Origin of the sequence: Paenibacillus apiarius, from assembly GCF_017052585.1 — a bacterium.
Lineage (GTDB): Bacteria > Bacillota > Bacilli > Paenibacillales > Paenibacillaceae > Paenibacillus_B > Paenibacillus_B apiarius.
Genome location: NZ_JAFFHZ010000001.1, coordinates 4,432,982 through 4,445,571, shown reverse-complemented (window position 1 = coordinate 4,445,571; position 12,590 = coordinate 4,432,982). Strand labels below are relative to the sequence as shown.

At 50.9% G+C, this 12,590-nt stretch carries 13 protein-coding genes; 4 read left to right on the top strand and 9 right to left on the bottom strand.

Annotated elements, in window-relative coordinates; all coding sequences use genetic code 11:
• Positions 1-126: 126 nt before the first annotated feature.
• A complete protein-coding gene (locus JSQ80_RS19925) occupies positions 127-759 on the top strand; it encodes a GNAT family N-acetyltransferase (protein ID WP_087432698.1) in 633 nt (210 codons plus the stop codon).
• A gap of 148 nt (positions 760-907) precedes the next feature.
• Positions 908-2,095, top strand: a complete 1,188-nt coding sequence (locus tag JSQ80_RS19920; protein WP_206096436.1) for an acetoin utilization protein AcuC — start codon at positions 908-910, stop codon at positions 2,093-2,095.
• A gap of 101 nt (positions 2,096-2,196) precedes the next feature.
• Here JSQ80_RS19920 and JSQ80_RS19915 read toward each other — a convergent pair whose 3' ends face one another.
• The 4 genes from JSQ80_RS19915 to JSQ80_RS19900 form a co-directional block, all read right to left on the bottom strand.
• A complete protein-coding gene (locus JSQ80_RS19915) occupies positions 2,197-2,910 on the bottom strand; it encodes a 5'-methylthioadenosine/adenosylhomocysteine nucleosidase (protein ID WP_206096435.1) in 714 nt (237 codons plus the stop codon).
• A gap of 83 nt (positions 2,911-2,993) precedes the next feature.
• Positions 2,994-4,004 (bottom strand): catabolite control protein A, encoded by a 1,011-nt coding sequence (gene ccpA, locus JSQ80_RS19910; protein ID WP_087432695.1) that lies wholly within the window; start codon positions 4,002-4,004, stop codon positions 2,994-2,996.
• A 123-nt stretch (positions 4,005-4,127) separates the two neighbouring features.
• Complete coding sequence (ytxJ, locus tag JSQ80_RS19905; protein ID WP_206096434.1) at positions 4,128-4,463, bottom strand: bacillithiol system redox-active protein YtxJ; 336 nt, start codon at positions 4,461-4,463, stop codon at positions 4,128-4,130.
• A gap of 80 nt (positions 4,464-4,543) precedes the next feature.
• A complete protein-coding gene (locus JSQ80_RS19900; RefSeq protein WP_206096433.1) occupies positions 4,544-5,005 on the bottom strand; it encodes a hypothetical protein in 462 nt (153 codons plus the stop codon).
• A 413-nt stretch (positions 5,006-5,418) separates the two neighbouring features.
• On the opposite strand from JSQ80_RS19900, the gene JSQ80_RS19895 reads away from it, so the two are divergent.
• Positions 5,419-5,943 carry a type 1 glutamine amidotransferase domain-containing protein gene (locus JSQ80_RS19895; protein ID WP_087432692.1) on the top strand — a complete coding sequence of 175 codons (525 nt, stop codon included), beginning with the start codon at positions 5,419-5,421 and terminating at the stop codon, positions 5,941-5,943.
• A gap of 60 nt (positions 5,944-6,003) precedes the next feature.
• Here JSQ80_RS19895 and ptsP read toward each other — a convergent pair whose 3' ends face one another.
• The 4 genes from ptsP to aroA all read right to left on the bottom strand — a co-directional run bounded on the left by ptsP (position 6,004) and on the right by aroA (position 11,490).
• Positions 6,004-7,722 carry a phosphoenolpyruvate--protein phosphotransferase gene (ptsP, locus tag JSQ80_RS19890; protein WP_206096432.1) on the bottom strand — a complete coding sequence of 573 codons (1,719 nt, stop codon included), beginning with the start codon at positions 7,720-7,722 and terminating at the stop codon, positions 6,004-6,006.
• The gene (locus JSQ80_RS19885; RefSeq protein ID WP_087432690.1) at positions 7,719-9,605 is read right to left on the bottom strand and encodes a glucose PTS transporter subunit IIA; all 1,887 of its coding nucleotides are present in this window, start codon (positions 9,603-9,605) and stop codon (positions 7,719-7,721) included. The genes ptsP and JSQ80_RS19885 overlap by 4 nt, the downstream gene beginning before the upstream one ends.
• A 116-nt stretch (positions 9,606-9,721) precedes the next feature.
• Positions 9,722-10,156, bottom strand: coding sequence for a CoA-binding protein (locus JSQ80_RS19880; RefSeq protein WP_206096431.1), 435 nt, complete (start codon positions 10,154-10,156; stop codon positions 9,722-9,724).
• A 29-nt stretch (positions 10,157-10,185) separates the two neighbouring features.
• Positions 10,186-11,490, bottom strand: coding sequence for a 3-phosphoshikimate 1-carboxyvinyltransferase (gene aroA, locus JSQ80_RS19875; RefSeq protein WP_206096430.1), 1,305 nt, complete (start codon positions 11,488-11,490; stop codon positions 10,186-10,188).
• 124 nt (positions 11,491-11,614) lie between these two features.
• On the opposite strand from aroA, the gene JSQ80_RS19870 reads away from it, so the two are divergent.
• Positions 11,615-11,923 (top strand): rhodanese-like domain-containing protein, encoded by a 309-nt coding sequence (locus JSQ80_RS19870; protein ID WP_206096429.1) that lies wholly within the window; start codon positions 11,615-11,617, stop codon positions 11,921-11,923.
• A 27-nt stretch (positions 11,924-11,950) separates the two neighbouring features.
• Here JSQ80_RS19870 and JSQ80_RS19865 read toward each other — a convergent pair whose 3' ends face one another.
• The gene (locus JSQ80_RS19865; protein ID WP_206096428.1) at positions 11,951-12,475 is read right to left on the bottom strand and encodes a shikimate kinase; all 525 of its coding nucleotides are present in this window, start codon (positions 12,473-12,475) and stop codon (positions 11,951-11,953) included.
• Between the last annotated feature and the right edge of the window lie 115 nt (positions 12,476-12,590).

The following is a 12,590-nucleotide window of genomic DNA, read 5'->3' as shown; positions in this document are numbered from 1 at the left end:
GAGATTCCATGAATTTTATGGCAGAATTATTATATCACACGAAACCCCTTTCGCCTATTCTTTTCCTTTTCAAAGCATCCTTTTTTTGCTATAACGATAGGATAGAGACGAAAGGAGCTGCTAGGTGTGGAACATCGTAAATGTTATCACGCGCAAATCATTCCTCATGAGGAACGTGTCGTTGTGGTTGAAGGACCGATCAAACCTGAGACGCTGCGCACCTTAAGCATGCATGCCGATTTGAACGCGTTTCGAAGGCCGCAAGAACAGCATCAGGCGCTCGTCGAAATTGCGGAACTGCCGGAAGGCCGCATCATCATCGCTCGTGAAGGACAAATGATCGTGGGCTATGTGACGTTTCATTATCCCGATGAGCTGGAACGTTGGTCCGAAGGAAATATGGAGGATTTAATCGAGCTCGGCGCCATCGAAGTGGCAAATGACTATCGTTCTCTGGGATTAGGCAAAAAGCTCATCATAACCGCGTTTGAAGATGATCAGATGGAAAGCTATATTGTGTTTACGACCGAATATTATTGGCATTGGGATATGGAAGGCACGGGACTCAGCGTATGGGACTACCGAAAAATGATGGAAAAGCTGATGCAGTCGGTCGGGATGATATGGTATGCGACGGACGATCCCGAGATTTGCGCCCACCCGGCCAACTGTTTGATGGTGCGCATCGGAAAGGATGTGCCGCTCGATTCAAAGGAACAGTTCGATCGCGTCCGTTTTAGACAACGGTTCATGTATTAGAGGTTGTTCAAAAATCTCCTTTTGATCACGAAGCATCCTTCTCGGTGCGGAAAAGCGGTCTTTTTGAACACTCGCTGCTCGTTTCCATTTATGCGTTTTTGCGCTTAGAACTGTCTTTATTAGTTTGTATGAGAGGGATGGATATCAGATGTCGGGAAATGCTTTATACTTCATGCACGATGATTCCCTCCGCTATCGCTTTCACGCCGATCATCCGTTCGATCAGCAGCGGGTCGTGATGACGAACGACCTTCTCCATCATGCCGGAGCTTTGCGCGAGTCGCAAATTGTCCGGCCCAAGGGAACTCTCGCTGAGTGGGAGCGATGGCTGGGATTAGTTCACCGTGATGATTATATTGAAGCGGTGAAGCGGCTCAGTGACCCTCTTCCCCATCCAGAGTGGACGTCACGGGCAGATACATACGGGCTGCATACGGAAGACACCCCATACTTTGCCGGAATGCATGACTCCGCCTGCGCCATTGTAGGAGGGTCTATCGCCGCATGTGATGCCGTCATGTCGGGACAAGCCGCGCATGCCCTTCATTTGGGCGGAGGACTTCACCATGCGTTCGGAGATAAGGGCTCCGGCTTCTGCGTTTATAACGACGCATCGGTTGCCATCGCTTGGCTGCGCAAGCATTACGGCGCGCGCATCTTATACATCGATACGGATGCTCATCACGGAGACGGTGTACAGTGGTCGTTCTATACGGACCCGGATGTCATGACTTACTCTATTCACGAAACGGGGAAATATTTATTTCCCGGAACCGGCTTCGTGCATGAGCGCGGGGCTGGGGAGGGATTCGGCGCCTGCGTCAACGTTCCGTTGGAACCGTATACAGAAGACGAATCATGGCTGCAGTGCTTCAGGGAGACGATTCAACAAGTCGCACGTTCGTTCAAGCCCAATATGATCGTCAGTCAGCACGGCTGCGACGCGCATGCGCTGGATCCGCTGTCACACATGCACTGCAGCATGCGGATCTATGCGGAGATGCCTCGACTCATTCACGAGTTGGCGCACGAGCATTGCGATGGAAGATGGGTTGCGCTTGGCGGCGGCGGCTATGAAATATGGCAGGTCGTGCCGCGAGCCTGGAGCCTGCTCTGGCTGGAAATGAACGAAGACCCGCTGCGGCTGCTGGTAGACAAGAACCCGCTGCACCGTTTGCCTGCCCAGTGGATTGCCCATTGGTCGCAGAAATCTTCCGCCCCCCTGCCGGACACTTGGCTTGACGACGTGGGGGGATGGACCCCAATGCCTAGACGCCGTCTCATTGAGGAGCGCAATGCTCACGTGAAGGAATTGGCGCTGGAATATGTGCGTTAAACAAATAATAACAGGCCGTTGACATGCGTCCGCTCCGTCCTTTGTTATGGGGACAGCGCGCAGCATCAACGGCCTGCTCATTATAAAGAAAAATATCGGCATTAAACGGCGATTTCCTTGACCATGCTCTCCACAATTCGATACGATCGCTCGGAAGCCTCTACCGTAAATTCTGCAAAATTCACATGCGCTGAGCCGTCTGCTTTATCCGACATGGAGCGAATAACGACAAACGGAATTTGGTTAATAAAGCATACCTGCGCCACAGCTGCGCCTTCCATTTCCGTGCAGACGGCGCCATCGAACGTCTCGTGCAGCTCCCGCACCTTATCCCTGCTTGCGATAAACTGATCGCCCGACAACACCAATCCCGTCCGGTAACGTCCTGGAAAATACTCCTCACAAACGCTTTCAGCCAATTGGATCAGCTTCGGGTCAGCCGCAAATTGCGATGTTTCCTGGAACGGTATGACTCCTGGCGCAAAGCCCAGCGCCGTCACATCCATATCATGATGCATGCATGCGGTCGAGATGACGATATCTCCGATATTCAGATCCGGATGAACCGCCCCGGCTACCCCGGTGAACAGCACTGTCTTCACTTGAAAGCGGTCTATCAGAATTTGCGTCGTAATGGCTGCGTTAACTTTCCCTACTCCCGATTTGCAAATGACGACACGCTTGCCGAATAAGCTGCCTTGAAAATACTTCAGCCCTGCCGCTTGAATTTCCTCAATCGGTTGAGCGGCCTTCAGCAGCAATTCAATTTCTTCATCCATGGCACCGATTATGCCAATGGCAGCTTCTTTTGCCATCTCCAAGCCTCCTTATGTATCAACATGCTCACACAAAAAGCCCCATCGTTCTGGGGCTTCTGTCCTGCCGTTAGGGCAGCGTGCTATTCGTTCACTTGGCTTACCGACAGACGAAGAATCGTCTCATGCGGCAAGATGACGCGCGAATTGTCTACGTTCTCTTTCTTCATCAATTTCGTTAATAAGCGCATGGCTACGGCACCAATGTCATACATTGGCTGTGCAACCGTCGTCAGTTGCGGACGAACCATGGAGGCCATACGAATATTATCGACGCTAATGACGGAGAAATCATCCGGCACTTTCAGACCGGCATCTTGAATGCAGTGGATCGCACCGATCGCCATCTCATCTGTTGCCGCAAAAATGGCCGTCGGGCGCTTCTTCAAGCCGAGGAAATATTTCATCGCTTCGACACCGGATTCATAACGATAGTTGCCGATTCGAACCAAATCTTCCTTGTACTCGATTCCTGCGCCTTCCAGTGCTTTCTTGTATCCTTGGAACCGGGCAAATCCGTTAGCCGGATCTTGGAGCGTGCCGCTTATCATCGCAATATCGCGATGGCCGTGGCGAATAAGTGTATTCACCGCGTCAAAAGCCGCCGCTTCATGATCGATATCGACTGACGGAATAATGCCATTCTCATCTGTCGTTGCACAGAGCACAATTGGCACGGATGCGGTCCGGAAAGCTTGAATGTGGTCTTCCGTAACAACGCCGCCCATAAATAAGAGCCCGTCCACTTGTTTCTCCAACAGCGTATTGATAACACGTATTTCCTTATCCTTCTTCTTATCCGCGTTGCACAAAATGATATTGTAATGGTACATATTCGCAATATCTTCAATACCGCGCGCGACTTCAGCAAAGATGGAATTGGAAATATCAGGAATGACGACCCCAACGGTCGTCGTCTTCTTGCTCGCAAGTCCGCGTGCGACCGCATTCGGGCGATAACCTAAACGTTCAATCGCTTCGTACACTTTTTTACGCGTTTGCGGCTTCACGTTCGGATTGTTGTTCACAACCCGGGAAACGGTGGCCATCGAGACGCCCGCTTCTCTCGCTACATCATAAATAGTTACCGTCACGATCCTTCTCTCCAATTACCGAAAAATTTAATGCGACCATACATATTACATTCAATGATACGATATTTTCAGAAAATTCGCAATGTCACGGCCAAAACCGCCTTAATTTACCAAAACTTGCCTTTACATTGTCAAAACAGACTCCAACTTGTCGTATCGGATCGCATAGTGCGAATCGTGCCAAGCAACTTTGCCATTCTTAAGCACAAGCACTTGCGGGGACTCATGCTTGATGCCGAGCTGCTCTGCGCAAGCCTGGGCAACGTCGCGATGTTCCACGACGAGAATGCGCCCGAACCCAACGCCCTTATGCTCATAGTCGTCCTCCACCTTCACCATTTCCTCATCCGCCTGCGCGCTTATCGGACAGCGCGTGCTATGCTTAAATAAGACTACCGTTTGCTGCGATGACAAATCGATGGCTTCCTGCAGATTTTCTATGGAATCGACAGCTTTCATGCCTTACCTCCTCCTGTAACGATTTATCCGCTTGCTTGAAAACGGCCAATCAATGCTCACACTGATATCTATGGAGCCTCTTAACTTATTTTAACCCTATATGGCTGTAAACTAAAACCTGTAACCTGTTTTAATCTGCGCTGAAGGTCCGACATCCAAAGCGCATCGTTGCAAGTCTTCGCGATTAGATACAAATCGAGCAGTTGGTTGACGCGTTCATCCACCCTGCGTTCGAACACCGGCAACATATCGTCGCAGCCCTCTACTTCTACACATTCTGCCAGAACGCTGGATAATTCATGGACTTCATCAAATGCCACCACGAGCGGACCATGCTGGGTGACATGCGGGTTGGCAGCGATTAGGCTCATACGATTTCGAATGAGTTCTGCAATGTCTTTCTTAACGAACGACAACAATTCGGAACGTTCACAACACGTACAAGTATACACGGGAACACGGTGAATGTGCACCGAACGCGCGTGTACAACGGTACGCAGCGTTAAATCCATATAATGACCACAGTTACAACGTTTATACATACGGTCCACCCCTAATTTTTGTTGTTGATGTTGTTAATGAAATTCGAACCCTAATGATATAGCCATTTGCGCATTTGATTAACGTATATTTCGACTCTGTCTCTCATTCTCCTTCTATGCAAAAAGATGTATTTATTTACACAACTAGAAACGGACTGGAATGAGAAGCCGTTTTTGACAATGATGCAAATCACATTTATGTCGCCGTTTTTAAATAATCATGTTAATTTTCATGACATTATGGTTAAATAGAAGGTAGAACGTACATCCCTTTCACATGCAATATAACCTATTGAAACTATCGTAGGTCATATATCGGAAACACTCAATGCACATCATTTGGGAACTGGAGGCTTATTGCACGGCAGAGTAATAAGCTGCTTTGTACAAGATACGAAGGAGGGACAACATTCATGCGTTTAAGCGGAAAGCGAATTATCTCTTTTGTGGATGAAGAATTCGAAGACTTGGAATTGTGGTACCCGGTATACCGCGCCCGGGAAGAAGGTGCTGAAGTTCATCTTGTCGGCAACGAACCCGGCAAAACGTATATCGGAAAATATGGCGTGCCCGCAACCTCTACTTACGCGTTTAAAGATGTCGATGCCAGCACCTACGACGGTCTGCTCGTTCCGGGAGGATGGGCTCCCGACAAGCTGCGCCGTTATGAGGATGCTTTGAATATCGTCAGACAGATGGACGAAGCCGGCAAGCCGATCGGACAAATTTGTCATGCAGGCTGGGTGCTTATTTCCGCTAAAATTTTGCAGGGGCGCACGGTTACGTCAACTCCCGGCATTCGGGATGATATGGAAAATGCAGGCGCGACGTGGCTCGATCAAGAGGTCGTCATCGACGGTAACCTGGTGTCTGCGCGCAGACCCCCGGATCTGGCGGCTTATGGCAAAGCGTTCTGTGACAAGTTGGCTGAAAAGTAACCTCGTTTTTTAACAAGCAAAAGGCATGACCCCCATATCCGGGTCATGCCTTTTATTTGTTTATTGCGGCTCCAGCAGCGCATCTAATTCGGCTTTGGAACCAGCCTTGTATATTTTATCGGTCACGCTTCTGCTATTCTCTTGCGATGCCCGGCGAATCGCCGCTTTGACACGTGGGATGGAGCGCGAGGACATGCTCAGCTTATTGATGCCGAGCGCAACCCATAACGGCACCGCACGCGGATCGCCTGCCATCTCTCCGCATACCCCGACCGCGATATTGCGCTTCTTCGCCGCTTCGATAGTATGGCGAATGAGGCGCAGCACCGCAGGATGAAATGGATCATACATATGCGCAATCTGCTCATTCATCCGATCGACCGCAAGCGTATATTGCACAAGATCGTTCGTACCTATGCTGAAGAAGTCCACTTCCTCGGCTAATTGATCGGCAATCATCGCCGCTGCGGGCACTTCAACCATGATTCCTATCGGCAGCTGCTCATCGAAAGGCAATGCTTCGGCACGCAGCTCCTGCTTGGCTTCCTCTAAGATTTCTTTCGCCGCCCTCACTTCTTCAACAGACGAAATCATCGGGAACATGAGGCTCACCGCGCCGAATGCGCTGGCCCGCAATATGGCCCGGAGCTGGGTCTTGAACAGGTCTCTCCGATCCAGACAGATGCGAATGGCGCGGTAGCCCAAGAACGGATTGTCTTCCTCGGGCAGATCCAAGTATTCCATCGGTTTGTCCCCGCCTATATCGAGAGTGCGGATGATGACCGTACTATCCTTGAAATACTCGGCGACATCCCTGTACACGGTCAACTGTTCCGCTTCCGAAGGCGGATAGGACCGATCCATGTACATGAATTCGGTGCGGAACAATCCTACGCCTTCCGCTCCGTTCTGCTCTGCGATTTCAAGCTCCCTCGTGGAGCTGATATTCGAGGCCAGATGTATCTCGTAGCCGTCATTCGTTACGGCGGGAAGGGACACGATTTTCTTCAACTCGTCTGCTTCTTGCGCATAGAAGTCACGCCGCGCCTCATACCAAGACAGGATATCCTCAGGGGGATCGATATACACGACACCGTGTTCCCCGTCAACGATAATGAAATCTCCCGTTTGAATCGGCTTTACGATCTTGCCTTCCAGCCCGAGCACGAGCGGTATGCCGAGCGCACGCGCCATAATGGCGGAGTGGGATGTTTTCCCGCCCATCAGCATGACGATGCCAAGCACGTTTTTCGGATTCAAATGCACGAGCTGCGAAGGAGACAACTCCTTCGCCACTAAGATATAAGGCTGCGTATCCGTCGGCAGCGTAATCTCGGGAGCGCCGAGCAAATGCTTCAAGAGGCGATTGCCGACGTCTTTAATGTCGAGCGCCCGCTCTTTCATATATTCATCATCCAGCAGATCGAACATCGTGACAAAATGATCGATTGCTTCTTTAACCGCCACTTCGGCCGCTTTATATTGTCGTTGAATGATGCCTTGAATTTCGTTCATGAAGATCGGATCTTCCAAAATGGCCAGATGCGCATCAAAGATGGTCGATTCTTCACTGCCGACCATTTCGCGAATCTCGCTCTTGATGAACTCGATCTCGTCTCTAGAGGAGCGGATGCCTTCGTACAAGCGTTCGAATTCACGCGCCAAATCGGTCGGGTCCATTTTCTCCTCCGGCACGTCCCATTCCCATGTCGGCAGCACGAACGCCTTGCCAATGGCAATTCCGCTAGATGCGCCGATTCCCTGCACTTTTTGCGTCATTGGTGCACACCTCCAAGCGCATGTTCGTGCAAGACGACGGACATTACGGACGTCTGTCCTTTCTTCACTGCAGCATAAGGCGCCATGCTCCATGAGGCGACTTTATCCGAGTTCGTAATGACCATCGGAGTCGCGAGCGACTTGCAACGCTTTTTCACTTCATTAATATCAAACTTGATGAGCAGCTGTCCCGGTTTCACTTCATCACCTTCCTGTACTACCGCTTGAAAACCGGCGCCATTCAGAGATGACGTCTCAATTCCGATATGAAGCAGCACTTCCAACCCTTCGGGCGTTTCAATACCTAACGCGTGCATTGTCGGATACACGTGACGGATGAAGCCTCTCAGCGGAGATACGAGCTCTCCTCTCTCAGGATAAAAGGCCACTCCTTTGCCTACCAGCTTCTTCGCAAAGATGGTATCCGGCACTTCTTCGATTGGGATCATGCGGCCCTGCACCGGAGCGACAAACCACACTTGCTTCGGATCGCGCTGCAGGCGCTTGACCATCTCCTCTTTGATTAGTTCGGAATACGTTCCGAAGACGACCTGCAAATGACCTCCGCCAAGCCGGATGACGCCAGCGGCGCCCATCATGCGGAGCGCATGCCGATCCACGAGCTTGTCGTTCTGCACTCGAAGCCGCAATCTTGTAATGCATGCCTGAGTATCGACAATGTTATCTTTTCCGCCCAATGCTTGAATGATGAGCGGAACGCGATGAAGCAGATCGCTTGCCATATCATCGAGCAGCGACACTTCCACTCGTCCCGGGGTCGGGATTTGAAATTTCTGTATCGCAAAACGAAATATGACATAATAAATCAACCCGAATGCAATCCCAATCGGGATAATCCAGAGCGCTTTGGTCGATAGGTGAAAATTCACGACATAATCAATGGCTCCTGCCGAAAAAGAAAAACCGTGCCGAATTCCCAATTCGGCTGTCAGCCACATCGCTGCGCCGGACAATAACGCGTGCACGATAAATAAATACGGCGCCGCAAATAAAAAAGCAAATTCTATCGGTTCCGTAATTCCCGTCAACAGCGAGACGAACGCAGCCGTGAAGTAAGTCTTGCGCACCTTCGGCCGCAAATCCTCGCGCGATTCATGCACGATGGCCAAGGCTACCGCAGGCAGAGCAAACATCATAATCGGATACAAACCTGCCATGAACACGCCTGCTGTCGGATCCCCCGCAAAAAAACGCGGCAAATCGCCGGTAAAGGTCATCCCTTCAGCATCGGTAAACGAGCCGACTTGAAACCAATACACGTTATTCAATAAATGATGAAGTCCAAATGCGACCAGCACCCGGTGCAGCACTCCATAGATGAATACGCCGAACCCGCCCATCGCCAATATTTCTTGTCCAAGAAAGGATACCCCTTGCTGCATGAACGGCGCAAGTACAATCATCACCCATGAGAGGAAAATGGAGCTTAGCGTCGTAAGCAAGACAGCAAATCGGGGACCGCCGAAAAATTGCAAATATTCTGGAAACTGGACATTTTTAAATCGCTCATGAATCATCCCTGCCAGCACGCCGAACAGTATACCGTTCAAAATGGTAGGCGTAAATGAAGCATGCCAATGGGTCAGGAGCTGCTTAAAAATAAACATTCCCAGCATCGAGGACATGGCGGCTACACCCGCATTGTTCGATAACCCAAGCGCCACCCCTGCCGCAAATAGGTAGGGAAGCACATAAAAAATCGTTTTTCCGGTCAACTCAAACAGCGTAGCGGCATCCTGCATCCCGGTGCTATGCAGGAAATGACCGATGGCCACAGCCAACGCTGCTGCGGGTAAAGCGATAAGCGGCTGCATCATAGCCCGCGACAGTTGCTGCAACAGCCCTAACTGATTCAAGGACATCCACTCCTTCTACCATGAATGGTAAGGGCATATCGTTCCTTTGTCAAAGGAAAACAGACAAAAAGCCGGGGCTCTCCATCCTCATTGCGAGAACACCCGGCATTTCTTTCCGCGCATCACGAAGTTGCTTTGCCGTGCGGCAGCAAAATGGAATCCAAAACTTTAATGCATAGATCCATAACTACGCCCAACCCGTTCTCCGATGCAATGCGCGCAGCTTCTTCATTGACAATGCCCTGCTGCAGCCAAATGGCCTTCGCCTTCACTTCAACGGCGTCGCGCGCAATGTCGGCACAATATTCACTGCGGCGAAACACATTCACAATGTCGATTGGTTCCGGCACGTCCTGAAGCTTGGAATAGCATGTCTCTCCCAGGATGCGTTCCGCCTTCGGATTGACCGGTATGATGCGGTATCCTTTCTTCTGCATCGCTTCGGCCACCATATAAGACACTCGCGTCGGATCGTCGGACAAGCCGACAACCGCGATGCTGGTGCTCTTCTCAAGCAATTTTTTGATGTCTTCTTGTGACGGCTGCGTATAACTCATAGCTCTTCGCCCCTTCCGTGACGTCGCTTTTATGCTTCCACCCATTCCACTTGAGCGCCCAGCGCCTGCAAGTGATCGAAATACTGAGGATATGACTTCGCTACATGATGAGCGTCCTTAATGCGAATCGGCTGCTGTGCGCGCAAGCCAACCACCGTTAACGCCATAATAACACGATGATCGTAATGAGCGTTAATTTCCACTCCGCCTGCAACGCCTTCCGGACGGCCGTGGACGATAATTTCCGCCTGCCGTTCTTCCACTTGAGCGCCCGCTTTGCGCAGTTCTGTCAAATAATCGGTGATGCGATCGCATTCCTTGTACCGCAAGTTTTCTACATTGTAGAAGCGCGAGCTTCCTTCTGCAAATACGGCAGCGGCTACCATGGCAAGTACCGCGTCGGTTGCCGCATCGCCGTCGAATTCAACCGGCTGCAAACGGCCGTCGCCCTTGATGCGGACGATGGAGTCCGTATGCTCAAGCGGCACCCCCATCATGCGCAGCACATCGACGATTGCCCGTTCCCCCTGCTTGCTGTCTTCCGTCAGCCCGCGCACCGTAATGTCGGACGGGATGACAGACGCCGCAGCCAACACGGCCGCCGAGCCTGGATAGTCGCCTTGGACGACATACGTCTTCGCTTCATAGTGTTGATTGCCTTGAACGCGATAATACATTAAATCTTCGCGTGCCTCGATATGAATTCCGGCTTGTGCCAGCACTTCCAGCGTCTGGCCGATGACGACTTTGGACTTCAAGTCGTCCGTCACTTCAATGATGCTGTCTTGCTCCAACAGCGGCGTCAGGAACAGAAGGGCGCTTAAATATTGCGAGCTGACATTGCCAGACACCTTAATGTGCCCGCCCTTCGGCTCTCCGCCCCGAATCGTTATCGGCAGCTTCCCTTCCCGATGCTCCACGAGCACGTCCATCTGTTCTAGCGCAGTAATAAGATCGTCGTGCGGGCGTTTCCCTAACGAATCCGGATACGTATTCACGAAGTTCACTTCGGGAAGCAAGGCCGCTATCCCCATTAGAAAGCGCAGCACCGCTCCCGCATTGCCGACATTCAGTTCTCGGTTAGGATTCGCAAGCCGAGGCGCTTTGCCAAAACCTGTTATAACAATTTTCTCTTCATCCTCTTCAAGCACGGCTCCCAGATCACGCAAGCAACGGCGCATCGCATCGCTGTCCTCGCTGTGGGCCGGATAGTAAATCGTGCTCTCCCCATCCGCCAATGCGGCTGCAAGCAAGTAACGTGTCGTGTAGTTTTTTGAAGATAATGCTTGGATTTCACCTTGCAGCTTTAATGTGGGCTTAACGATAACGTCCATGCGCTTTCACTCCTTTGCTATTACAAGTATAATAAGTACAATCAGCTAGTGATTACAAGTTGAATTTCAATCCAAGAGGTTGTTTTGAATCAACATTCCTAATGAGAGGATGCACAAAAATTATATGAATTCCATTGTTCAAATCGATGTATCCACCTTAAAAGAACGCCTGCAACGCGGCGAAGCATTAAATATGATTGATGTGCGGGAGGATGAGGAAGTTGCCTGCGGCATGATTGCTGGCGCCAAGCATATTCCAATGAACCAGATTCCCGGCCGGCTGCACGAAATCGAACAGAACGGCGAAATCATCTTTATTTGCCGCAGCGGCTACCGCAGTGAACGTGTATGCGAGTACTTGCAGCAAATCGGTATACAGGGCGCGGTCAATATGGAAGGCGGCATGATTGCCTGGTCCCAGCTGGAAGATTAAAGCCCGGGCAACCATCCGTACCCTGTATCAATACGTCTTGTCACTCACAAGATAGGCTTCAATGCATTCGTTAATTTGCTCCACCGTCAAGCGGTCGGTCGGAACGCTCAAATGGGCGAAGTCATACAGCCCTTGGCGCTCATGCAGCAGCTTGCGCACACGGCTGGCTGCGTCTCCTTGCAGCAGCGGACGATTGCGGTCCTGTGAGACGCGCTGCACTATGGTCTCCTCTTCCGCTGTAAGCTGGATGACTGAACCATGTTCCCGCATGAGCTTGCAGTTCGCTTCGCTTAGTACGACGCCGCCGCCGGTGGCGATGACAAGCTGCCGTGTTCGGTCGCGCAACAAGCGTGTAAGAATGCGGCTTTCTTGTTCCCGGAAGAACGCTTCCCCCTCTTGCGCAAATATGTCGGGTATCGAGCGTCCCGCTTGCTTTACGATTTCCGCATCCAAATCAACGAATGCGTAATTCAGGTTCCGGGCCAGTTGCGCCCCGACTGTTGATTTTCCTGTACCCATGAAGCCGATTAATAGTATATGCCGGGTTGTCATTGGGGCCTCCCTCGTCTTTCTTTGTCCACAGATGCTAAACTTCCCATAGGATACCATACGTTTCTTTCATTCGACAATGCTGACATGTATAAAAATGACGTTTTCAACGTAAAGA

Bases quoted from the DNA above. Each gene is read 5' to 3' on its own strand.
- JSQ80_RS19920 (WP_206096436.1), top strand. From the start codon at position 908: ATGTCGGGAAATGCTTTATACTTCATGCACGATGATTCCCTCCGCTAT.
- JSQ80_RS19915 (WP_206096435.1), bottom strand. From the start codon at position 2,910: ATGGCAAAAGAAGCTGCCATTGGCATAATCGGTGCCATGGATGAAGAA.
- ytxJ (WP_206096434.1), bottom strand. From the start codon at position 4,463: ATGAAAGCTGTCGATTCCATAGAAAATCTGCAGGAAGCCATCGATTTG.
- JSQ80_RS19900 (WP_206096433.1), bottom strand. From the start codon at position 5,005: ATGTATAAACGTTGTAACTGTGGTCATTATATGGATTTAACGCTGCGT.
- JSQ80_RS19895 (WP_087432692.1), top strand. From the start codon at position 5,419: ATGCGTTTAAGCGGAAAGCGAATTATCTCTTTTGTGGATGAAGAATTC.
- ptsP (WP_206096432.1), bottom strand. From the start codon at position 7,722: ATGACGCAAAAAGTGCAGGGAATCGGCGCATCTAGCGGAATTGCCATT.
- JSQ80_RS19885 (WP_087432690.1), bottom strand. From the start codon at position 9,605: ATGTCCTTGAATCAGTTAGGGCTGTTGCAGCAACTGTCGCGGGCTATG.
- JSQ80_RS19880 (WP_206096431.1), bottom strand. From the start codon at position 10,156: ATGAGTTATACGCAGCCGTCACAAGAAGACATCAAAAAATTGCTTGAG.
- aroA (WP_206096430.1), bottom strand. From the start codon at position 11,490: ATGGACGTTATCGTTAAGCCCACATTAAAGCTGCAAGGTGAAATCCAA.
- JSQ80_RS19870 (WP_206096429.1), top strand. From the start codon at position 11,615: ATGAATTCCATTGTTCAAATCGATGTATCCACCTTAAAAGAACGCCTG.
- JSQ80_RS19865 (WP_206096428.1), bottom strand. From the start codon at position 12,475: ATGACAACCCGGCATATACTATTAATCGGCTTCATGGGTACAGGAAAA.